Origin of the sequence: Aquamicrobium lusatiense, from assembly GCF_014201615.1 — a bacterium.
GTDB classification, from domain to species: domain Bacteria; phylum Pseudomonadota; class Alphaproteobacteria; order Rhizobiales; family Rhizobiaceae; genus Mesorhizobium; species Mesorhizobium lusatiense.
Map to the genome: position 1 here is coordinate 982604 of NZ_JACHEU010000001.1, position 20956 is coordinate 1003559.

A 20956-nucleotide genomic window follows, 5' to 3' on the forward strand; every position below is an offset into this window, starting at 1 on the left:
GAGGTTTGCCGTCAGCTTTGCGCCCGCGCGGCGGAACGCATGGCCATATGCGAGGCCATGAAGGCGCTCTCGTCCTCGTTGAGGGGGCGCGGCCGGACATCGCTGCCAAGGGCGGAGACCACTTCGTCGATCTCCAGGAAACGCCGTCCCGGCCGGTCGTAGACGCCGGCGGTGGTGACGACCGTGGCGGCGGTCTCGCCGGTTTCGAGCACGAAGCGGTGACGCCCGAGTGCCTGCGTGCCCTCCCATGTCTCGATGGCGGAATAGACGTGAAAGCGCTGCCACAGGCGGATCTCGCGCACATAGACGGCTTGCAGGCCGCCCAGCATCGGCGCCCATTTGCGCTCGCGTATCATCTTGCCGAGCCCGGCGCGCATGAACAGGTCTATGCGGCCGACATCGGCCAGCATCATGTAGCGCGCGTTGTTGAGATGCAGGTTGAGGTCGATGTCTGTCGGCAGGCAGCGGAAGGTGAGGCGGGTTTCGGTGCCGACCTGATAGTCGCCCCGGCTTTTCGCCGTGGCCAGCACCCGTGCCAGTCGAGCCCAGACATACATCGCTTTTGCCTTCCGGTGTGGGACCGGGTGGGATGGTCGCGGGCGCAGTGCATTGCACCACGCCCGCTACCGGTTCAGACAAAGTCGCCCGATGGAATCAGGCGGCTTTCTTGGCCTCGGTGCCCGCATAGGGGTTGAAGCGCTGGTAGAAGGTCTCGCCCTTGTCCGCCATTTCAAGCAGCAGCTTCGGCGCCTTGAACTCGGCTCCGTATTTCTTCTGCAGCTTTTTGGCGATCTTGACGAACTTCGCCACGCCGATGCCGTCGATGTAGGACAGCACGCCGCCGGTATAGGGCGCGAAACCGAAGGCGAGGATCGAGCCGACATCCGCCTCGCGCGGGTCGGTGACGATCTTTTCCTCCATCACGCGCGCGGCTTCCAGCGCAATGACGAAGAGGAAGCGCTGCTTCAGCTCCTCGAAGTCGATCTTGTCGGCGTCCTGCTGCGGATAGAGATCCTTCAGCCCCGCCCACAGATGCTTCTTGGCCGGCTTTTCCGGGTAGTCGTAGAAGCCCTTGCCGTTCTTGCGGCCGACGCGGCCGTGCTTGTCGACCATGGTGTCGACAAGCTCCATCTGCCGGGGATCGACGGCCTTGTCGCCCAGATCGCGAATGGTCTGCTTCATGATCTTCTGGGCAAGGTCGATGGCCGTCTCGTCGTTCAGCGACAGCGGGCCGACCGGCATGCCGGCCGCCTTGGCGGCGTTCTCGATCATCGGGGCGGGAACGCCCTCGATCAGCATCTTGTAGGCCTCGGCCATGTAGCGCAGCACGCAGCGGTTGACGAAGAAGCCGCGCGTGTCGTTGACGACGATCGGCGTCTTCTTGATCGCCCGCACATAGTCGATCGCCACGGCCAGCGCCTTGTCGCCGGTCTTCTTGCCGAGGATGATCTCGACCAGCATCATCTTGTCGACCGGCGAGAAGAAGTGGATGCCGACGAAATTCTTCGGGCGCGCCGAATTCTTCGCCAGCGAAGTGATCGGAATGGTCGAGGTGTTGGAGGCGAACACCGCCGCTGGCTTCAGCACGGCTTCCGCCTGCTCGGTCGCGGCCTTCTTGACGCCCGAATCCTCGAACACCGCTTCGACCACGAGGTCGCAGCCATTGAGGTCGGCATAGTCGGCGCTCGGCGTGATCAGTGACAGGAGCTTGTCCTTGTCGGCCTGCGTGGCACGGCCCTTTTTGATCGCGCCGTCCATCAGGCTTTCCGAATGGGCCTTGCCCTTTTCGGCTCCGGCCTGATCGCGGTCGAGCAGCACCACCGGGATGCCGGCCTTTGCCGTGACATAGGCGATGCCAGCGCCCATGAAGCCGGCGCCGATGACGCCGATCTTTTTGAACTTCGTTTCCGACACACCCTCGGGGCGGCGTGCGCCCTTGTTCAGCTCCTGCAGCGAGATGAACAGCGAGCGGATCATCGCCGCCGCTTCCTGGCTCTGCATGATCTGGGTGAAATAGCGCTGCTCGATGCGAAGTGCGGTGTCGAACGGCACCAGCAGGCCTTCATAGACGCATTTCAGGATCGCGGCGGCTGCCGGATAGTTGCCATAGGTCTCGCGGCGCAGGATGGCGATCGCCGGCGGCCACAGATTGGCGCCCGCCGCCGAGTAGATCGGCCCGCCGGGCAGCTTGAAGCCCTTCTGGTCCCATGGCTGCACGGCTGAAAGGCCATTCCTGATGAGGCCCTTGGCGGTCTCGACCAGCTTGGCCGGCTCGGCGACCTCGGTAATCAGCCCCATCGACTTGGCTTTTTTCGGCGTCAGCGTCTGGCCGGTGGTCAGCATCTGCAGGGCTTGCTGCTGGTCGGTCAGGCGCGGCACGCGCTGGGTGCCGCCGGCGCCCGGGAAAATGCCGATCTTCACTTCGGGAAGCGCCATCTTGACCTTGTCGCTGTCGGCCGCCACGCGCGCATGGCAGGCGAGCGAAAGCTCGAAGGCGCCGCCCATGCAGGTGCCGTTGATGGCCGAAACCCACGGCTTGCCGCTGGTTTCCAGCTTACGGAACAGGCCCGTCATATAGCCGGCCGTCTCGAACAGCTTCTGCGTGGCCCTGGCCGGATCGCTGTCCTTTTCCTCGGCGAAGATGGAGAGCATCTTCTGCAGCATGGTGATGTCGGCGCCACCGGAGAACGTGTCCTTGCCGGAGGTGATGACGGCGCCCTTGATGGCGGCGTCGCCGGTCACGCGGTCGACGATGCTGTCCAGCTCACGCATCACCTCTTCGGTGAAGACGTTCATGGAGCGGTCAGGCATGTCCCATGTGACGAGTGCGATGCCATCTGCGTCGGTTTCGACGGTGAAATTCTTGTAGGTCATTCTTCTGCCCTCCGATCAGACGCGTTCGATGATGGTGGCGGTGCCCATGCCCGCACCGATGCACAGCGTCACCAACGCGGTGTTGAGGTCGCGCCGCTCCAGCTCGTCCAGCACCGTGCCGAGGATCATCGCGCCGGTGGCTCCCAGCGGATGGCCCATGGCGATGGCGCCGCCGGCGACGTTGATCTTGTCGTGCGAAATGTCGAAGGCCTGCATGTAGCGCAGCACCACCGAGGCGAAGGCTTCGTTCAGCTCGAACAGGTCGATGTCGGAAATCTTCATGCGGGCGCGCTGAAGCAGCTTTTCGGTCACGTCGACCGGGCCAGTCAGCATCAGCACCGGCTCGGAGCCGATATTGGCGAAGGCGCGAATGCGGGCGCGGGGCTTCAGGCCCATCGACTTGCCGGCCTTCTTCGAGCCGAGCAGCACGGCGGCGGCGCCATCGACGATGCCGGAGGAATTGCCGGCATGGTGGACGTGGTTGACCGCTTCGATCTCGGGATGCTTCTGCACGGCGACGGCATCGAAGCCGCCCATTTCGCCCGGCATCACGAAGGAGGGGTTGAGCGAGGCGAGACCCTGCATATCGGTCTCGGGGCGCATGTGCTCGTCGTGGTCAAGAATGACGAGGCCATTCTGGTCGGTGACCGGAACGACCGAGTTCTTAAACCAGCCCTTCTTCCACGAATGGGCGGCGCGCTTCTGGCTTTCCACCGCATAGGCGTCGACGTCGTCGCGGGAGAAGCCGTATTTGGTGGCGATCAGATCGGCCGAAATGCCCTGCGGCACGAACCAGCCGGGGAAGCCGACCGACGGGTCCATGAACCAGGCGCCGCCTGCGGCACCCATGCCGATGCGGCTCATCGATTCCACGCCGCCGGCGATCACGATGTCGTCGGCGCCCTGCGCGATCTTGGCCGCGCCCAGATTGATCGCGTCGAGGCCCGAGGCGCAGAAGCGCGAGAGCTGGATGCCGGGGGCCTTGTCGTCATAGCCGGCCTCGAAGGCGGCGGCGCGCGGGATCACCGCGCCTGCTTCGCCGACCGGATCGACGCAGCCGAAAATGATGTCGTCCACCGTGCCGGTGTCGAGCCCGTTGCGGTCGCGGATCGCTTCCAGCGTCTTTGCGGCAAGCCGCACCGCCGGCACTTCGTGCAGCGATCCGTCCTTCTTGCCGCGCCCGCGCGGGGTGCGTACCGCGTCATAGACATAGGCTTCAGCCATGATGTGCTTCCTTCCCTGTAGATTCAAAAACCGGCTCGACGCGAACGTCGCTCCTGACGGAATTGGCGATGAAGCAGACCCCATGCGCCTGGTGATGCAAGTCGTCGAGCGTGGCGCGGTCCGCGTCACAGTCGATGCGGGGCCGCAGCGTCACTTTGGTCAGCGCCGTACGGCCATCCGCGTTCTTTTCCAGAATGCCTTCCGCCGCATCGTGATAGGCGCGTACGGTGACGCCGGCGCGACGGGCGAGGTCGAGGAAGGACATCATGTGGCAGGAAGAAAGTGCTGCCACCATGAGTTCTTCCGGGTCGACGGCTGTGGGATCGGCAAAGGGCTGCGGCACCACGGAAGGCGAGGCCGATGCCCTGACGGCAAGGCCGTTGTCGAAGCGGATTTCATGCACGCGGGAATAGCGGCCGCGCCGGAAATCCTCCTGCGGATTGGCCTTCCATTCGATTTGCGCGACATAGGTGGACATGGAATTCCTCACAGGCTCCGCGCGATCAGAAGCTTCATGATCTCGTTGGTGCCGCCATAGATGCGCTGCACGCGGGCGTCGCGCCACATGCGCGCGATCGGATATTCGTTCATGTAGCCATAGCCGCCATGCAGTTGCAGGCACTCGTCCATGACCTTGCCCTGCAGGTCGGAGAGCCAGTACTTGGCCATGGAGGCGGTGGCCGGATCAAGGCCGCCCTCGATATGGCGCTTCACGCAGTCATTGTAGAAGACGCGGCCGATGGTGATCTCTGTCTTCAGCTCCGCCAGCCTGAACTGGGTGTTCTGGAAATTGAGGATCGGCTGGCCGAAGGCCTTGCGCTCCTTCACATAGTCGATGGTCAACGCCAGCGCCCGCTCGGCCATGGCGATGGCCGTGGTGCCGATCATCAGCCGTTCCTGCGGCAATTGCTGCATGAGCTGGATGAAGCCCTGGCCTTCCTCCGTTCCCAGAAGGTTGGAGGTGGGAACCCGCAGATCGTTGAAGAACAGTTCTGACGTGTCGTTGGCCTTGAGGCCGATCTTGTCGAGGTTGCGGCCGCGCTCGAAGCCTTCCGCCCCGTCGGTCTCGACCACGATCAGCGAGGTGCCTTTGGCGCCCTTGTCGGGGTCGGTCTTGGCGACGACGATGATCAGATTGGCGAGCTGGCCGTTGGTGATGAAGGTCTTGGAGCCATTGATGCGGTACTGGTTGCCGTCCCGGTCGGCGCGGGTGCGCACGCCCTGAAGGTCGGAGCCGGCACCCGGCTCGGTCATGGCGATGGCACCGATCAGCTCGCCGCTCGCCAGCTTCGGCAGCCACCTCTTCTTCTGCTCTTCCGAGCCGTAATGGAGGATGTAGGGGGCTACGATCGCATTGTGCAGGCCGATGCCGAAGCCGTCGACGCCGACATGGCCGATGGCCTCGATGATGGCGCTCTCATGGGCGAAGGTGCCGCCCGCGCCGCCATATTCCTCCGGCATGGAGGGACACAAGAGGCCGGCCGCGCCCGCCTTTTCCCAGGCGGTGCGGTCGACGATCTCGTTCTTCTCATAGGCGTCGTAATGCGGCGCGATCTCGTCCGACATGAAGCGGTGCGCCATGTCGTAGAGCATGGCGACGTCTTCCTGCGCCCAGTCGGGCTTCGGAACGGACAGAATTTCGGCGGGACTGGTCATGCTTTTCCTCCAGTGTCCCCCTCATGAGAAAAGCGGAGGGAGACGATCCAATCCTGAAACTCTAGAACGCCTCCGCTGGCAGCGCCATCATCGTGTCGGCGCCGGTGGAAATGCGGGCGAGATGCGCGCTGGTTTCCGGCATGACGCGCTCCATGAAGTAGCGCGCGGTGACGATCTTGTTGTCGTGGAAGGCGGCATCCTCGGCGCCGGCCGCAAGCTTCTCCTGCGAGGCCTTGACCATGCGGCCCCACATATAGCCGAGCGCGACGAGGCCGAAGAGATGCAGGTAGTCGGTCGAGGCCGCACCCGCATTGTCGGGCTTGGCCATGGCGTTCTGCATCAGCCACATGGTGGCGGCCTGCAGATCGTTGAGGCCCTTCTTGATGCCCTTGGTGAAGGGCGCGAGGTTTTCGTCCGCGCGGTTCGCCTCGCAGAACTCGCCAACTTCCTTGAAGAAGGCCTGCACGGCGCGGCCACCGTTCAGCGCCAGCTTGCGGCCGACGAGGTCCAGCGCCTGGATGCCGTTGGCGCCCTCGTAGATCATGGCGATGCGGGCATCGCGCACGAACTGGCTCATGCCGTGCTCTTCGATGTAGCCGTGGCCGCCGAATACCTGCTGTGCCATCACGGCATGCTCAAAACCCTTGTCGGTGAGCACGCCCTTGATGACCGGCGTCATCAGGCCGAGCATATCGTCGGCTGCCTGCCGCGCCTTCTCGTCGTCCGAGCGGTGGGCGATGTCGGAGTTGAGCGCGGTCCACAGTATCAGCGCGCGGCCGGCTTCGTTGAAGGCACGCATGGTCATCAGCGCGCGGCGGATGTCTGGGTGGACAATGATCGGATCGGCCTTGCCGTTCGGATTCTTCGGCCCGGAGAGCGAGCGGCCCTGAAGGCGTTCGCGGGCGTAAGCTACTGCGTTCTGATAGGCGATCTCCGAAATCGACAGGCCCTGAAGGCCGACGCCGAGGCGGGCTTCGTTCATCATCACGAACATGGCCTTGAGGCCGCCATTTTCCGCGCCGAGCAGCGTGCCTTCGGCCTCGTCATAATTCATGACGCAGGTGGCGTTGCCGTGGATGCCCATCTTCTCTTCGAGCGAGCCGCAGGACACGCCGTTGGCGGCACCGGGATTGCCCTCCGCATCGAGCCTGAACTTCGGCACGATGAACAGCGAAATGCCCTTCACGCCTTCTGGCGCGCCCTCGATGCGGGCCAGCACCAGATGGATGATGTTGTCGGCCATGTCGTGATCGCCGGCCGAGATGAAGATCTTCTGGCCGGAGATGCGGTAGGTGCCGTCGCCATTCGGAACCGCCTTGGTGCGCAGGAGGCCGAGATCGGTGCCGCAATGCGGCTCGGTCAGGTTCATGGTGCCGGTCCAGGCGCCGTCGATCATCTTCGGCAGGAAGGTCTGCTTCTGTTCCTCGTTGCCATGCTCGACGATCGCGGCAATGGCGCCCTGGGTGAGGCCCGGATACATCATCAGCGCCATGTTGGACGCCGACAGATATTCGCCGACAGCGGCATGGAGCGTGTAGGGCAGGCCCTGCCCACCATATTCGGCTGGTGCCGCCAGCCCCATCCAGCCACCTTCGCGATACTGGCGGTAGGCTTCGCTGAAGCCCTTCGGCGTGGTCACGGAACCGTCTTCGTGGCGTGTGCAGCCTTCCGTGTCACCGACGCGGTTGAGCGGCAGCATGACGTTTTCGGCAAGCTTCGCGCCTTCGGCCAGCACGGCCTCGACAACGTCTGCAGATGCATCGGCAAAGCCGGGCAGGTCGGCATGGCGCTCATAGCCCAGCACGTCGTTGAGAAGATAGAGCGTGTTGCGGACCGGTGACTGGTAGATGGGCATGCAGTTCCTCCACCCCTGTTTATGATGAGGGCGCTCGTCGCGCACTGAAATCGACAATAGGCAAGCCATAACAAACTTTGACGTTTGCGTAAACGTCAATATTGAGGAAAGCCTTCCAATTCGCCTTCCGTAAGGTAAAGGCAATGCCATTGCAGTTTCATGTTGTGATGAAGCGGGAGGAGATGCGCCTGCTGCTGTCGCCGGCGCCTGTAGAAGCCGCATTCGCAGGCGGAAAAAAGTCAGTTTGCAGCAGGCAGCAGAACGGTGCGCATGGCTTCGCGAACGATGACCAGCGTGGTGGCGGCATCGGCGGCTTTGCCGAACAGATAGCCCTGTCCGGCCAGACATCCGAACTGAAGCAGGCAGGCCGCCTGCTCTTCCTCTTCGATACCCTCGGCCACCACCTCGATACCAAGGCCCTCGCACATCGCCAGTATGGCGCGAATGATGTGCTGCGAGGGCATGTCATCGAGCATGGAGGAGACGAAGGAGCGATCGATCTTGAGCTTGCTGAACGGAAATTCGCGCAGCCGCCCCAGCGACGACTGGCCAGTGCCGAAATCATCAAGCGCGATGCGAATGCCGTGCCGGTGCAGATCATCGATGATTCTGGCGGCCGAGGTCGGGTCGCTCATCAGGCCGGTTTCGGTGATCTCGATTTCCAGCCGTCGCGGGTCGAAACCGGTGCGCTCCAGCATGGCCAGTATGTCCTTGCCGGTGTTGTTGTCGACAAGCTGCGACGGCGACAGGTTGAACGACAGGAACAGGTCGGCCGGCCACGCCTTCGCAGCCTCCACGGCCTTGCGCAGGACCAGTTGAGACAACGGGCCGATGATGCCGCGTTCTTCGGCGATCGGGATGAAAACGGCGGGCGAGACCCGCCCGATATCCGGATCGGTCCAGCGTGCCAGTGTCTCGAAGCCGATGATGCGGCGCGTCGTCAGGTCGACGATAGGCTGGAAATGCGGCTCCACCTCGCCGGCCGAAACGGCGCGGCGCAGGGCCTGCTCGATATGCGTCAGCCTTCTGGCTGCTTCTTCCATCTCGCGGGTGTAGACCACCACCTGCCCGCGCCCGGAGCGCTTGGCGTGATAGAGCGCGGTTTCTGCCTTGTTGAGCAGGATCTCGGTTGTCTCGTCCTGCGAATAGAACAGCGAGCAGCCCGCGGAGGCCGACAGGCGGGCCGTGCGGTCGCCGACATCATAGGGAGCCGACAGAATCTCGATGAGCGTGCGCACCTTTTCTATCGCGGCTTCCTCGCTGAACACCATCGGGCAGAGCACGGCGAACTCGTCGGCGCCGATCCGGCACACGGAAGACTGGCTGTCCATGGATGCCCTGAGACGCATGGCGATCTGGGTCAGGATCTCGTCGCCGGCCTGATAGCCGAAGAGGTCGTTGATCGGCTTGAAGCCGTCGAGATCGAGGATGCCGATGGCAAACGGGGCAGGGTCATCGGCCCTGTCCCGGATGAGCCGCTCCACCCGGTCGAAGAAGCGGCGGTGATTGCCCAGTCCCGTCAGGGGGTCGGTGAATGCGAGATCGTTTCCGTCTCTGTTTGTTTGCCGGCTGCCAAACGGCATATGCATTGCGAACCCTGAAAAGTTTTAAAAGAAACTTTGGCCACCCTGCCAGAAAAGCCTTTAGGAAAAGTATCTGATGAAATCTTATTTCACGGCTGTAACAATGTTCGCCAGCCTCCGCATTGGCAGGTGAGATCAAGTTCCTTATATCTCACGCCTCAGGACGACGGAGAGCCTTCCATGCCCCTCAAAATTGCGGTTCAGATGGACCATATTTCCACGGTGTCGATTGCCGGCGACACCACATTCGCGCTGTCTCTGGAGGCGCAGCGGCGCGGCCATGCGCTCTATCACTATACGCCGGACCGCCTCTCTTTGCTGGATGGCAAGGTATATGCCCGTCTTGAGGACATGACGGTGCGGGATGAAAAGGGCAGCCATTTCACGCTGGGCGAGCCGGTGCGCACCGATCTGTCGGAGATGGACGTCATACTGCTGCGGCAGGATCCGCCCTTCGACATGAACTACATCACCACCACCCACATGCTGGAGCGCATCCATCCGCGCACGCTGGTGGTCAACGATCCGGCCTGGGTGCGCAACAGCCCTGAAAAGATCTTCGTCACCGAATTCGCCGACCTGATGCCGGAGACGCTGATCACCAAGGATCCGCAGGAGGTGGCGGATTTCCGCCGGCAATATGGCGACATCATCATCAAGCCGCTTTACGGCAATGGCGGTGCGGGCATCTTCCATCTGCGCGACGACGATCAGAACCTGTCGTCGCTGCTGGAAATGTTCTCGCAGATGTTCCGCGAGCCCTTCATCGTCCAGCGTTATCTCAAGGACGTGCGCAAGGGCGACAAGCGCATCCTGCTCATCGACGGCGAGCCAGTGGGCGCCATCAACCGCGTGCCGGCCGACCATGAATCGCGCTCCAACATGCATGTCGGCGGGCGCGCCGAGAAGACCGAGCTGACCGCCCGCGAGCGTGAGATCTGTGCGGCGATCGGCCCGTCGCTGAAAGAGCGTGGCTTCATTCTGGTCGGCATCGACGTGATCGGCGACTACATGACCGAGATCAACGTGACCTCGCCGACCGGCATCCGTGAGGTGAAGCGCTTCGGCGGCGCCGACATCGCAGCCTTGTTCTGGGATTGCGTCGAGGCCAAGCGCGCCTGATACTCCCTGTAAAGGAGAACACGACGATGACCGGCGACACTGCACGCGAAGCGAGAGAAAAGCTGGAGCAGGCCCGCGAGGTCATCGCCTGGCTGTTGCAGCGCGCCGGCATGGACGGTGCGGAAGGCCAGCGGGCGCTGGACTACTTCGGTGGCGAGGGTTTCGACCGCGATTTTCTGCCATGGCCGCGCCACGCGGGCGAATCGCTTCATCCCGACGAACTCAACGCCGCCAATGACGATTGACGGCAGTTCTGGTTGAGGCGCGATGGGTGGTCACTCGAAGGCGATCGCCTGAAGGGCGGAGCCGTTGCGTTTCAGCCATGCCTTGCAGCGCTCGGTGTCGGGGCACAGTTCCGTGCACAGTTTCCAGAATTTCGGCCCGTGATTCATCTCGCGCAGATGCGCGACCTCGTGGGCGACCAGGTAATTGATGACCGGTCGCGGCGCCATCATGATCCGCCATGAGAAGGATAGCGTACCATCTGAGGTGCAGGAGCCCCAGCGGCTGGTGGTATCCCTGAAGCGCACGGCTTTGGCCTTGCGGCCGACGGCTGCAGTGTGTTTTTCCACCAGGGCACCAATCTCGCGGCGGGCTTCGCGCTTCAGAAAATCGGCCACCCGTCGCGGCAGGTGAATGCGCTCGCCATGCACGACGATGGTCCGGCCGCCTTCATCCTCCTGCACGCTGACCGTGCCGCGCCTGCCCGGCTCATGCACGATCAGATGCGGCACGCCGTAAAGCGGTATCTTCACGCCGGGGCGCACATTGGGCCTGTCCGGCACTTTCGCCAGCTTCTCTTCCAGCCAGCCCTGATGGCGATGCAGGAAATTGTCCACCTCGCTGCGGCGCAGGCCGGGCGGCACGGTGATGCGCAATCCCTGTCCGCCGGCATCGATGCGCAGGGTCAGGCGGCGGGCGCGGCCGTTCTCCACGATGCGCAGCGGCAGTGTGCGCCCGGCAACCGTATGCTCGCGCAGCTCCGGCTGCTGCGGCACAGGCTTCGCAGGGCGGTTGAGATTGCGGAAGAAGCCGAATGACATGACCTCACCATAGTCGATTCGCCCCCCGGATGAATGGCCGGATGAACGGGCTGAATGAAGGGTGATTTGAAGGCGGGCGGAAGAAGCAAACGAAAACGGCGCCGCAAGGCGACGCCGTTCGTTGCAGGAAAGGCTGAGATCAGTCGTCGAGCAGGGTGTCGTCCGGCTTCCCGCCACGCTTCTTCGGTGTGCTTGCGGTGGTCGCCGGAGCGGTCGAGCGGTTGCGGTTCGCCATGAAGCGATCGAATTCTTCCTGATCCTTGGCGCGGCGCAACTCACGCGCATAGTCATCGAACTCGCTCAGCATTTCGTCGAGCTTGCGGCGTTCCTCGTCAAGGCGGGAGAGTTCCTTTTCGCGCCAGTCGTCGAAGGCGACGTTGCCGGTGCGGGTGCGGCCCCAGCCCTGCGCCTTGTCGGCACCACGGCGGCAGCCGGCAAAGATGCCGTCGGTCGCCCGGTTGACGTCCTTCTTGAAGCCTTCCAGCCTGTCTCCCCAGATGATGTAGGCGAGCATGGCGAGGCCGAGGGGCCAGAACACCATGAAGCCGATCACCATCAGCGCGATGGTCGCCGGCGTCCATGCCGGGCGGATCAGTGCAGTCGTGTTCATGTTCTTCGCGTTCCTTCAGTTGGAGCGGGCCGGTCCGGCCGCCTGAAAAAAACATGGGAAGCGAAAAATGGCGATTCAAGATAAAGCCGCCGGAAACCTTGCAGGCTCCCGGTTTCGTTAGGTTTTTTTGAAGCGGTCGAGCGAGAGGACGGCAAGGCCCGCAACCAGCCCCCAGAAGGCGGAACCGATGCCGAACAGCACAAGCCCCGAAGCAGTGACAGCAAAGGTGACAGTCGCGGCCATGCGCTCGTTTTCTTTCTGAAGGGCGATGCTGAGAGCGTTGGTGAGGGGGCCGAGCAGCGCCAGTCCCGCCACCAGCGCGATGAGGCTTTGCGGCAGCACCGCGAAGATCGCCACCAGCGAAGCGCCGAACAGAGCGAAGATCAGATAGGCGAGCGCATAGAATGGCCCGGTCTTCCAGCGCTCGGCCGGATCGGGATGGACGTCCGGTCCGGTGCAGATGGCGGCCGAGATCGCCGCGAGATTGGTGGTCGAAGCCCCGAAAGGCGCGGTCAGCACCGAAAAAAGGCCGGTGACGCCGATCAGCGGGGCGGGGTCGGGCTCATAACCCGAGGCACGCAGCACGGCGAGGCCTGACAGGTTCTGCGAGGCCATGGTGACCAGATAAAGCGGCACGGCGAGGCCGACGACGGCGCCGGCCGAAAATTCCGGCCAGATCCATGTCAGCGTCGAAATCTCCGGCGTCGGCAGGCCGCCCACGCGGCCGGTCAGGAAAGCCGCAGCACCGCCGCCGATCAGCACGGCCAGAACCGAGATTGCCGGGTTGATCAGCCTGAGCACGAAGAAGGCGGCAATCAGCGGCACGATCAGCCATGGATCGAGCGGCACCGTCTTTGCCGCCTCCGTGGCGAAGGTCACAACGATGCCGGCCAGCATGCCGGAGGCGACCGAGGCCGGGATGCGCGAGATCAGCGTGGTCAGCGGACGAAAAAGAGCCGTGGCCACGAGGAGCGCGCCGGCAATCAGAAAGGCGCCGACCGCCTCGTTCATGGAAAAGCCGCTGGAAGCGGCAATCAACGCAACGCCCGGTGTCGACCAGGCGGTGATGACCGGCATTTTCGTGCGCCATGAAAGCCATGCAGTCTCGAATGCCATGGCAAGGCAGAGCGCGGTGACCCAGCTTGCCGTCTGCAACTGGGTTGCGCCCACCGCCACGGCGGCGGCGATGACGATGGCGAGCGTTCCGCCGAAGCCGACGATGGCGGCCACGAAGGCCGATACGGGAATGGATATGCGCATATGGCGGAAGCTCGCGAGGGAAGGGGGATCAGGTATTTTGCCGGCTGGCCTGTGCTGCCATGTCGCGCACGGCTGAAATCAGCAGCTCGATGTCCTGCGGCCGCGACAGGCGGTGGTCGCCATCCGGCACCAGCGAGAGCGTGACGTCGTCGGCCGGCAGAAGGCTGACCAGCTTCAGCGCATGGGAATGCGGCACCGATTCATCTTGCATGCCCTGCAGGATGTGAACCGGGCAGTGCGTGTCGATCGGGGCACTCATCATGAGATTCGCCCGACCGTCCTCGATCAGGTTGCGCGTGTAGATATAGGGCTCGTCGACATAGTCTGAGGGGATCTCGAAATAACCCTGTTCCGCCAGTTCGCGGCGCTGTTCATCGGTCATGGCCGGTTCCACCAGTTCAGCGGTGAAGTCCGGCGCGGGCGCGATCAACACCAGCCCCCGGACGCGGCTTTCGCCCGCCTGCAGCAGTTCCTGCACCATGCGCAGCGCAATCCATCCGCCCATGGACGAGCCGACGAGCACCTGCGGTCCGCGCGTGTGGCGGGCAAAAACGGCAAGGCTCTCGCGCAGCCATTTCGAGATGGTGCCGTCCGCGAACTCGCCGCCTGATTCGCCATGGCCCGAATAGTCGTGGCGCAGAAAGGCGCGCCCCTGTCCCGTTGCCCATTCGGCAAGCGCTTCGGCCTTAGTGCCCAGCATGTCGGACTTGTAGCCCCCAAGCCACATGACACCCGGCGCGTCGCCTTCCTGACGGCGCACGGCGATGTTTGTGCCGTCGACATCCACGAACTCGACTTGGGGTGTATTCATGTTATGCTTCCTTGGAAGGTGATCTTGCTCGCAGCGCCTGGCTGCATGAAAAAGCGCTCATGCGCTTTCTGCATCCCATGCTGAAAGGTGCAACGGATTTTCGTGATTTTCGTTGTTTGCTGTGCTATTGACACCGCGCACCCGTTCCCAACATAGGCGTTCCCCGCAAAGGCGCCTCCGCACCCGCATATCAATAATTCGAGGAGAATACGACCATTCGCAGACCTTTCAAAGCAGCAGCGCCCACCAAGGACGGGCCGCGCGCTAACCGGGACATCAAGGTTCCCCGTATCCAGCTCATCGATGCCGACGGCAACAATCGCGGCGAAATCGCTACAAGCGAGGCTCTCCTGCTCGCTGAAGAGGTCGGGCTGGACCTCGTCGAGATTTCTCCCAATGCCAATCCGCCGGTCGCCAAGATTCTCGATCTCGGCAAGCTGAAATACGCCACCCAGAAGAAGGCGGCTGAAGCCCGCAAGAACCAGAAGGTCATCGAGATCAAGGAGATCAAGATGCGCCCGAACATCGACGACCACGATTACGAGGTCAAGATGAAGGCGGCGCGCCGGTTCTTCGATGAGGGTGACAAGGTCAAGGTGACCCTGCGCTTCCGTGGCCGCGAAATGGCTCACATGGAGCTCGGCATGCAGCTTCTCAACAAGGTGCGCGAAGAGACCGCCACGATCGCCAAGGTCGAAGCCGAGCCCAAGCTCGAAGGCCGTCAGATGATGATGGTGCTGGCACCGCGCTGACGCGTGAGCCGGCAAGAGAATTTGCGGCGCTGCCAGAAATGGCGGCGCCGTTTGCTTTTGACGCTATCTCATCCGGGCGCTGCATCACCCGGCCATGATCGAAAATGGCAGAGGAGATGGTCGCATCGCAGCGCTGCTGCCATCGTTATGCCGCAACTGTGCTGCAGAGGCATCCGACCGTGGAGAGGATGCCGCCCATGCCTGCTGTTCAGAATGCCACTCACGATTCCGGCCGGCGGCAACAGGGGCAAAGCCTCAGTCGCTATCAGCGCACCCGCCGTTACATGCTGGCGGGGCTGGTGGTTCTCCTGTGCGCCCTGCTTCTGTTCGGGCAGTCGACTTTCCCGCCGGAATCCGTGGTGCATGAAACCATCGAGATGTTCGGTGTTCTGCTGATCTTTCTCGGCATCGTCGGCCGCCTTTGGTCGACGCTTTATATCGGTGGCCGCAAATCCGCCGAGGTGGTCACGGGCGGTCCCTATTCGATAACCCGCAATCCCCTTTATGTGTTCTCGACCGTGGCGGCTGCCGGCGTCGGCGCCCAGATGGGATCGTTCACCGCCATGTTCGGCTTAGCGCTTCTGTGCGCTCTGGCCTTTCACGTCGTCATCCTGCGTGAGGAGCGGTTTCTCAGGGAGGTTCTGGGCGCGCCCTATGAAGCCTATCTAGCGCGGGTGCCGCGTTTCTTTCCCCGGCTGTCGCTCTATGATGAGGGCGATACCGGTTCCTTCCAGCCGAAACTTCTGAAGACCACCCTCCTCGACGGGCTGGTCTTCCTGCTCGCCATGCCTTTCTTCGAATCGATCGACAGCGCCCAGATGGCGGGTGTGCTGCCGGTTCTGTTCACGGTGCCCTGAAGGCATGTCGCTGACGACGGGGTGTTGCGCTTTGTGCGGCATTGCCGTATAGACCCGCCGTTCATGAAAACCGCCCGGCAGGGCATGCCGTGGCGGTTTCGCTTGCTTTCCGGACTTTGGTCGGTCCGGAGCGAAGACAAGGGCGAACCCGCCCGATAAGGAGACAAGCAAAATGCCCAAGATGAAGACCAAATCTTCCGCCAAGAAGCGGTTCAAGATCACCGGCACCGGCAAGGTGCTTTCGGCTGCCGCCGGCAAGCGCCACGGCATGATCAAGCGTACCAACAAGTTCATCCGCGATGCCCGCGGCACCATGGTTCTCGCAGAGCCGGATGCCAAGAAGGTCATCAAGAATTTCCTGCCTAACGGCGGCGGCATCTGAGCCGGTTGGAACGATATTAAGGAGATCATGACATGCGCGTGAAAAGAGGCACTACCGGCCACGCCAAGCACAAGAAGGTCCTGAAGGCCGCCAAGGGCTTTTACGGCCGTCGCAAGAACACCATCCGCATCGCCAAGCAGGCGGTCGAGAAGTCGCTGCAGTACGCATATCGCGATCGCAAGGCCCGCAAGCGCAACTTCCGTGCCCTGTGGATCCAGCGCATCAACGCCGCGGTGCGTGAGCACGGCCTGACCTACGGCCGCTTCATCGACGGCCTGAACAAGGCCGGTATCGAGATCGACCGCAAGGTGCTGTCCGACATGGCCATCCATGAGCCGCAGGCTTTCGCCGCTCTGGTGGCGAAGTCGAAGACTGCGCTTGAGTATCTCAAGGACACCACGCCGAACGCTTTTGAGAGCGCTGTAGCTTAAGCCAGCGTTTTCCCGAAGTTCTGCAACACTACGATTTGGGAAACCCGCGCTGGCAGGGCTGGCGCGGGTTTTTCTTATGGAACGAGATGAGCAAGGCCGTACAGGACGACAGCACGGATATGCTTTCCGCCGAAGGGCTGGCGACGCTGGTGCGCCTTCTGGCGGCGAATGCGCGTGTGCGCGTCGCGCGGGCCGATATCGACGGGCGCCACGTCTGGATCAAGCGCTATGATGTCGAGCGCCAGCCTTTCGGCAAGCTTCTGCACCGCGCCATCTCTCCGCTTCTGCCGGTTTTCCTGCGCTCCTCGCGCGCCGCGCCGGGATCGCTCGGCGTGGAGCGGGAACGGCGCAAGATGAACCTGTTTCGGGAAGCCGGTTTGCCGGTGGCCGACATCGTGTTCGGCAACGAGGCTGTTCTGGTGCTTTCCGATGTCGGCCGGGTGGCGCAGGCGCGCCTCGGCGACCTGCACGCTGCCGACCCTGCCGCCCATGACGCCTTGCTGGTGACGCTCGCCGAAGGTCTGGGCGATGCGCATCGGGCCGGACTTTGCCATGGCAGGCCGCATCCGCGCGACATGTTCCTGCCCGATCCGGCAAAAGGTGACGGACGCGTCGGTTTCCTGGATTTCGAGGAAGAGCCGGAAGCGGTGATGCCGCTTGCGATGGCGCAGGCGCGCGACCTGTGGCTGCTGTTCCTGCAAATAACCGCGCGCGCGATCTCTCCCGATACGCCGGCCCATGCGTTTGCCGCCTATCATGGCGCAGCTCCGGCAGCTGTCTTGCCACCGCTGGCCCGTCTCGTCGGGTTCTTTCACCGCTGGCTCACGCCATTGCGGCTTTTGCCGGAAACGCTGCTCGGCAAGGATGCGCTCTATGCGGTGAAGGCCACGTCTTTTCTGAAAAATGCGCTTGATGCCGGACCGGCATCCGCGCCATCCCTTCAAGCTACCGGCCACGAGCGGCCCAGAGGACAATCATGACGGATATCGACCAACTGGAACGAACGCTGTCGGACGCGATCTCCGGCGCGGGTGACGAGGCCGCGATCGAGGCGGTCAGGGTTTCGGCGCTCGGCAAGAAGGGCTCGATCTCGGAACTCTTGAAGACGCTGGGAACGATGAGCGCCGAAGAGCGGCAGGTGAAGGGCCCGGCGATCAATGGCCTCAAGAACCGCATCACCGAGGCGCTCTCGGCGCGCCGCGCGGACCTGCGCGACGCGGCAATCGCCGCGCGGCTGGAGGCCGAGAAGGTGGACGTCACGCTGCCCGTGCGCGCCTCCCCCGCCGAGCGCGGCCGCATTCACCCCATCAGCCAGGTCATCGACGAGATCGCCGCGATCTTCGGCGACCTCGGCTTCGCCATCGCCGAAGGGCCGGACATCGAGACCGACTATTACAACTTCACCGCGCTGAACTTCCCCGAAGGCCATCCGGCGCGCGAAATGCACGACACCTTCTTCTTCCAGCCGGACGAAAAGGGCGAGCGCAAGGTGCTGCGCACCCACACCTCGCCGGTGCAGATCCGCACCATGGAACAGCAGAAGCCGCCGATCCGCATCGTCATTCCCGGCAAGACCTACCGGCAGGATTCCGACGCCACCCACTCGCCCATGTTCCATCAGGTCGAGGGGCTGGTGATCGACAAGACCGCCAATGTCGCCAACATGAAATGGGTGCTGGAAGAGTTCTGCAAGGCCTTCTTCGAGGTGCCGTCGGTCAAGATGCGCTTCCGTCCGAGCTTCTTCCCCTTCACCGAGCCGTCGCTGGAGGTTGACATCCAGTGCGACCGTTCGCGGCCGGGCGAAGTGCGCTTCGGCGAGGGCTCCGACTGGATGGAAATCCTTGGCTGCGGCATGGTCCACCCCAATGTCATGCGTGCCGGCGGGCTCGATCCGGACGAGTATCAGGGCTTTGCCTGGGGCATGGGCATCGACCGCATCGCCATGCTGAAATACGGCATGCCGGATCTGCGCGCCTTCTTCGACGCCGATGTGCGCTGGCTCCAACATTACGGTTTCCGCCCGCTCGACCTGCCGACCCTGTTCGGCGGACTGAGCAACTGATCGCGCGGCAAGGAACAATAAAATGAAATTCACCCTCTCCTGGCTGAAAGAGCACCTCGAAACCGAAGCCACGCTGGACGAGATCGTCGAGCGGCTGACGGCCATCGGCCTCGAGGTCGAATCCGTCGACGACAAGGCAGCGCTCAAGCCCTTCGTCATCGCCAAGGTGCTGACCGCCGAAAAGCATCCCGACGCCGACAAGCTTCGTGTTCTGTCGGTCGATACTGGATCCGGCACACCTGTTCAGGTGGTATGCGGCGCGCCCAATGCCCGGGCGGGTTTGGTTGGCGCCTTTGCCGCCCCCGGCACCTATGTGCCCGGCATCGACGTGACGCTATCGGTCGGCAAGATCCGCGGCGTCGAGAGCCACGGCATGATGTGTTCGGAGCGCGAATTGCAGCTTTCCGACGAGCATGACGGCATCATCGATCTGCCCGGTGATGCGCCGGTCGGCACGTCTTACGCAAGCTGGGCGGAACTGGACGATCCGGTCATCGAGATCAACCTGACGCCCAATCGTCCCGATGCCACCGGCGTCTACGGCATCGCGCGCGATCTCGCCGCCTCCGGCCTCGGCACGCTGAAAACCGGCCCGGTTGCGCCCGTCGCCGGCAAGGGCGAGACGCCGGTGGAACTGACCATCGAGGCGCCCGACCTGTGCCCCGGCTTCGCGCTGCGCCTTGTGCGCGGCGTGAAGAACGGCCCGTCGCCCAAATGGATGCAGAAGCGGCTGATCGCCATCGGCCTTCGCCCCATCAACACGCTGGTCGACATCACCAACTACATAACCTTCGACCGTGGCCGTCCGCTGCATGTGTTCGATGCCAGGAAGGTCGCCGGCAATCTTGTTGTGCGTCGCGCTCAGGCCGGTGAGAAGGTTCTGGCGCTGGACGGGCGTGAGTATGAACTGACGCCGGAGATGTGCGTCATCGCCGACGACAATGGCGTCGAATCCATCGCCGGCATCATGGGTGGCGAGCATTCCGGCTGTGACGAGAACACCACCGACGTGCTGATCGAGTCGGCACTCTGGGATGCGCTCAACGTCGCCCGCACCGGCCGCGCGCTCGGCATCATCACCGACGCCCGCTATCGTTTCGAGCGCGGTGCCGACCCCGAATACATGGTGCCGGGACTGGAACTGGCCACCCGCATGGTTCTCGACCTGTGTGGCGGCGAGCCGACTGAGACGCAGGTGGTCGGCTATGCCGGACATAAGCCGAAGGTCGTCTCCTTCCCGCTGTCGGAGGTGAAGCGGCTGACCGGCCTCGATGTGCCGAAGGACGAGAGCCTGTCGATCCTCACCCGCCTCGGATTCAAACCGCTCGGCAATGGCGATGTGGTCGATGTCGAGGTGCCGTCATGGCGGCCGGATGTGGACGGCAAGGCCGATCTGGTGGAGGAGGTGATGCGCATCCACGGCGTGGACGAGATCGCGCCGCGCCCGCTGTCCAGCCACGATGCGGTCAACGGCAAGATCCTCACCACGCTGCAGATCCGCAGCCGCTTCGCCCGGCGCGCGCTGGCCGTGCGCGGCATGCTGGAAGCGGTCACGTGGTCGTTCATCCCGGCAAAGCACGCCGAATTGTTCGGCGGCGGGCAGGCGGCACTGAAGCTCGCCAACCCGATTGCCGCCGACATGTCGGACATGCGCCCCTCGCTGCTGCCCGGCCTGATTGCTGCGGCCCAGCGCAATGCGGATCGCGGCATGGGCGACGTCGCCCTGTTCGAGGTCTCCGGCACCTATGAGGGCGACACGCCTGAAAAGCAGCGCCGCGTTGCGGCAGGCATCCGCCGCGGCACCGCGAAGCTGGAAGGCTCGGGCCGCTACTGGAGCGGCAATGCCGCACCGGTCGGCGTCTATGACGCCAAGGCCGATGCGATTGCCGTTCTGGAAGCCTGCGGCGCGCCGGTGGACCGCTTGCAGATCGAGGCCGCCGCGCCCGGCTGGTATCATCCGGGCCGCTCGGGCGTCATCAAGCTCGGTCCCAAGGTGGTGCTCGGCCATTTCGGCGAGTTCCATCCGAAGGTGCTGGAAGCGCTCGACGCCAGCGGCCCTCTGGCCGGCTTCGAGGTGTTCGTGGACGCTGTTCCCGAGGCCAAGGCCAAGCCGACCCGCACCAAGCCGAAGCTTGAGCTTTCCGCCTTCCAGGCGGTGAAGCGCGATTTCGCCTTCGTGGTTGAAAAGGCGGTCGAGGCCGGTTCGCTGGTCAAGGCAGCCCTTGCCGCCGACAGGAAGCTGGTCACCGACGTCAATGTGTTCGACATTTTCGAGGGCGCTTCGCTGGGCGAGGGCAAGAAATCCATCGCCATCGAGGTTACCATCCAGCCCGTCGAAAAGACGCTGACCGAAGAGGATTTCGAGGCGCTGGCTGGCCGCATCGTCGAGAATGTGAGGAAGCAGACCGGCGGCGCGCTGCGCGGCTGAACGGCC

At 63.4% G+C, this 20956-nt stretch carries 20 protein-coding genes; 9 read left to right on the forward strand and 11 right to left on the reverse strand.

Going from position 1 to position 20956, the window contains the following annotated elements; genetic code table 11:
- Window positions 1-11 precede the first annotated feature (11 nt).
- The 7 genes from HNR59_RS04730 to HNR59_RS04760 form a co-directional block, all read right to left on the reverse strand.
- Window positions 12-557: a thioesterase family protein gene (locus HNR59_RS04730; protein WP_183826666.1), complete on the reverse strand. Its 546-nt coding sequence runs from the start codon at window positions 555-557 to the stop codon at window positions 12-14.
- Between the two features lie 97 nt (window positions 558-654).
- Window positions 655-2874, reverse strand: coding sequence for an FAD-dependent oxidoreductase (locus tag HNR59_RS04735; RefSeq protein WP_183826669.1), 2220 nt, complete (start codon window positions 2872-2874; stop codon window positions 655-657).
- A gap of 15 nt (window positions 2875-2889) precedes the next feature.
- Window positions 2890-4098 (reverse strand): acetyl-CoA C-acetyltransferase, encoded by a 1209-nt coding sequence (locus HNR59_RS04740; protein ID WP_183826672.1) that lies wholly within the window; start codon window positions 4096-4098, stop codon window positions 2890-2892.
- On the reverse strand, window positions 4091-4576 hold the full coding sequence (locus tag HNR59_RS04745; RefSeq protein ID WP_183826675.1) for an OsmC family protein: 486 nt from the start codon (window positions 4574-4576) through the stop codon (window positions 4091-4093). The genes HNR59_RS04740 and HNR59_RS04745 overlap by 8 nt, the downstream gene beginning before the upstream one ends.
- Before the next feature lie 8 nt (window positions 4577-4584).
- A complete protein-coding gene (locus tag HNR59_RS04750) occupies window positions 4585-5754 on the reverse strand; it encodes an acyl-CoA dehydrogenase family protein (RefSeq protein WP_183826678.1) in 1170 nt (389 codons plus the stop codon).
- Window positions 5755-5815: 61 nt separating this feature from the next.
- Window positions 5816-7609, reverse strand: a complete 1794-nt coding sequence (locus tag HNR59_RS04755) for an acyl-CoA dehydrogenase C-terminal domain-containing protein (RefSeq protein WP_183826681.1) — start codon at window positions 7607-7609, stop codon at window positions 5816-5818.
- 239 nt (window positions 7610-7848) lie between these two features.
- Entirely contained in the window at window positions 7849-9198 is a 1350-nt protein-coding gene (locus HNR59_RS04760) for a putative bifunctional diguanylate cyclase/phosphodiesterase (protein WP_183826683.1), read from the reverse strand.
- 174 nt (window positions 9199-9372) lie between these two features.
- Between HNR59_RS04760 and gshB the strand changes: the two genes are divergently transcribed.
- Together gshB and HNR59_RS04770 are read left to right on the forward strand one after the other, a co-directional pair.
- Window positions 9373-10314, forward strand: coding sequence for a glutathione synthase (gshB, locus tag HNR59_RS04765; RefSeq protein WP_183826686.1), 942 nt, complete (start codon window positions 9373-9375; stop codon window positions 10312-10314).
- Between the two features lie 26 nt (window positions 10315-10340).
- Entirely contained in the window at window positions 10341-10559 is a 219-nt protein-coding gene (locus HNR59_RS04770; RefSeq protein ID WP_183826689.1) for a hypothetical protein, read from the forward strand.
- Between the two features lie 30 nt (window positions 10560-10589).
- Here HNR59_RS04770 and HNR59_RS04775 read toward each other — a convergent pair whose 3' ends face one another.
- The 4 genes from HNR59_RS04775 to HNR59_RS04790 all read right to left on the reverse strand — a co-directional run bounded on the left by HNR59_RS04775 (window position 10590) and on the right by HNR59_RS04790 (window position 14038).
- A complete protein-coding gene (locus HNR59_RS04775; RefSeq protein ID WP_183826692.1) occupies window positions 10590-11357 on the reverse strand; it encodes a M48 family metallopeptidase in 768 nt (255 codons plus the stop codon).
- A gap of 139 nt (window positions 11358-11496) precedes the next feature.
- Complete coding sequence (locus tag HNR59_RS04780; RefSeq protein ID WP_183826695.1) at window positions 11497-11967, reverse strand: DUF2852 domain-containing protein; 471 nt, start codon at window positions 11965-11967, stop codon at window positions 11497-11499.
- Between the two features lie 117 nt (window positions 11968-12084).
- The gene (locus HNR59_RS04785) at window positions 12085-13227 is read right to left on the reverse strand and encodes a benzoate/H(+) symporter BenE family transporter (RefSeq protein WP_183826698.1); all 1143 of its coding nucleotides are present in this window, start codon (window positions 13225-13227) and stop codon (window positions 12085-12087) included.
- A 28-nt stretch (window positions 13228-13255) separates the two neighbouring features.
- Window positions 13256-14038: an alpha/beta hydrolase gene (locus HNR59_RS04790; RefSeq protein ID WP_183826701.1), complete on the reverse strand. Its 783-nt coding sequence runs from the start codon at window positions 14036-14038 to the stop codon at window positions 13256-13258.
- A gap of 215 nt (window positions 14039-14253) precedes the next feature.
- On the opposite strand from HNR59_RS04790, the gene infC reads away from it, so the two are divergent.
- The 7 genes from infC (at window position 14254) to pheT (ending at window position 20950) form a co-directional block, all read left to right on the forward strand.
- Complete coding sequence (infC, locus tag HNR59_RS04795; RefSeq protein ID WP_183831330.1) at window positions 14254-14790, forward strand: translation initiation factor IF-3; 537 nt, start codon at window positions 14254-14256, stop codon at window positions 14788-14790.
- Window positions 14791-14987: 197 nt separating this feature from the next.
- Window positions 14988-15647, forward strand: a complete 660-nt coding sequence (locus HNR59_RS04800) for a methyltransferase family protein (RefSeq protein ID WP_183826704.1) — start codon at window positions 14988-14990, stop codon at window positions 15645-15647.
- A gap of 172 nt (window positions 15648-15819) precedes the next feature.
- A complete protein-coding gene (gene rpmI / locus HNR59_RS04805; protein WP_183826707.1) occupies window positions 15820-16029 on the forward strand; it encodes a 50S ribosomal protein L35 in 210 nt (69 codons plus the stop codon).
- Between the two features lie 32 nt (window positions 16030-16061).
- A complete protein-coding gene (gene rplT, locus HNR59_RS04810) occupies window positions 16062-16460 on the forward strand; it encodes a 50S ribosomal protein L20 (RefSeq protein WP_183826710.1) in 399 nt (132 codons plus the stop codon).
- Window positions 16461-16546: 86 nt separating this feature from the next.
- Window positions 16547-17440, forward strand: a complete 894-nt coding sequence (locus tag HNR59_RS04815; RefSeq protein ID WP_183826713.1) for a lipopolysaccharide kinase InaA family protein — start codon at window positions 16547-16549, stop codon at window positions 17438-17440.
- Window positions 17437-18522 carry a phenylalanine--tRNA ligase subunit alpha gene (pheS, locus tag HNR59_RS04820; RefSeq protein WP_183826715.1) on the forward strand — a complete coding sequence of 362 codons (1086 nt, stop codon included), beginning with the start codon at window positions 17437-17439 and terminating at the stop codon, window positions 18520-18522. Before HNR59_RS04815 ends, pheS begins: the two co-directional genes overlap by 4 nt.
- A gap of 22 nt (window positions 18523-18544) precedes the next feature.
- Window positions 18545-20950, forward strand: a complete 2406-nt coding sequence (gene pheT / locus HNR59_RS04825; RefSeq protein WP_183826718.1) for a phenylalanine--tRNA ligase subunit beta — start codon at window positions 18545-18547, stop codon at window positions 20948-20950.
- The last annotated feature ends 6 nt before the right edge of the window (window positions 20951-20956 follow it).

What these genes read in the sequence shown, in the direction of transcription:
- pheS (WP_183826715.1), top strand. Translation starts at nt 17,437, where the DNA reads ATGACGGATATCGACCAACTGGAACGAACGCTGTCGGACGCGATCTCC.
- HNR59_RS04775 (WP_183826692.1), bottom strand. Translation starts at nt 11,357, where the DNA reads ATGTCATTCGGCTTCTTCCGCAATCTCAACCGCCCTGCGAAGCCTGTG.
- HNR59_RS04790 (WP_183826701.1), bottom strand. Translation starts at nt 14,038, where the DNA reads ATGAATACACCCCAAGTCGAGTTCGTGGATGTCGACGGCACAAACATC.
- gshB (WP_183826686.1), top strand. Translation starts at nt 9,373, where the DNA reads ATGCCCCTCAAAATTGCGGTTCAGATGGACCATATTTCCACGGTGTCG.
- HNR59_RS04780 (WP_183826695.1), bottom strand. Translation starts at nt 11,967, where the DNA reads ATGAACACGACTGCACTGATCCGCCCGGCATGGACGCCGGCGACCATC.
- HNR59_RS04730 (WP_183826666.1), bottom strand. Translation starts at nt 557, where the DNA reads ATGTATGTCTGGGCTCGACTGGCACGGGTGCTGGCCACGGCGAAAAGC.
- pheT (WP_183826718.1), top strand. Translation starts at nt 18,545, where the DNA reads ATGAAATTCACCCTCTCCTGGCTGAAAGAGCACCTCGAAACCGAAGCC.
- HNR59_RS04735 (WP_183826669.1), bottom strand. Translation starts at nt 2,874, where the DNA reads ATGACCTACAAGAATTTCACCGTCGAAACCGACGCAGATGGCATCGCA.
- rpmI (WP_183826707.1), top strand. Translation starts at nt 15,820, where the DNA reads ATGCCCAAGATGAAGACCAAATCTTCCGCCAAGAAGCGGTTCAAGATC.
- HNR59_RS04815 (WP_183826713.1), top strand. Translation starts at nt 16,547, where the DNA reads ATGAGCAAGGCCGTACAGGACGACAGCACGGATATGCTTTCCGCCGAA.
- HNR59_RS04745 (WP_183826675.1), bottom strand. Translation starts at nt 4,576, where the DNA reads ATGTCCACCTATGTCGCGCAAATCGAATGGAAGGCCAATCCGCAGGAG.
- HNR59_RS04770 (WP_183826689.1), top strand. Translation starts at nt 10,341, where the DNA reads ATGACCGGCGACACTGCACGCGAAGCGAGAGAAAAGCTGGAGCAGGCC.
- HNR59_RS04755 (WP_183826681.1), bottom strand. Translation starts at nt 7,609, where the DNA reads ATGCCCATCTACCAGTCACCGGTCCGCAACACGCTCTATCTTCTCAAC.
- HNR59_RS04740 (WP_183826672.1), bottom strand. Translation starts at nt 4,098, where the DNA reads ATGGCTGAAGCCTATGTCTATGACGCGGTACGCACCCCGCGCGGGCGC.
- HNR59_RS04750 (WP_183826678.1), bottom strand. Translation starts at nt 5,754, where the DNA reads ATGACCAGTCCCGCCGAAATTCTGTCCGTTCCGAAGCCCGACTGGGCG.
- rplT (WP_183826710.1), top strand. Translation starts at nt 16,062, where the DNA reads ATGCGCGTGAAAAGAGGCACTACCGGCCACGCCAAGCACAAGAAGGTC.
- HNR59_RS04800 (WP_183826704.1), top strand. Translation starts at nt 14,988, where the DNA reads ATGCCTGCTGTTCAGAATGCCACTCACGATTCCGGCCGGCGGCAACAG.
- HNR59_RS04760 (WP_183826683.1), bottom strand. Translation starts at nt 9,198, where the DNA reads ATGCATATGCCGTTTGGCAGCCGGCAAACAAACAGAGACGGAAACGAT.
- HNR59_RS04785 (WP_183826698.1), bottom strand. Translation starts at nt 13,227, where the DNA reads ATGCGCATATCCATTCCCGTATCGGCCTTCGTGGCCGCCATCGTCGGC.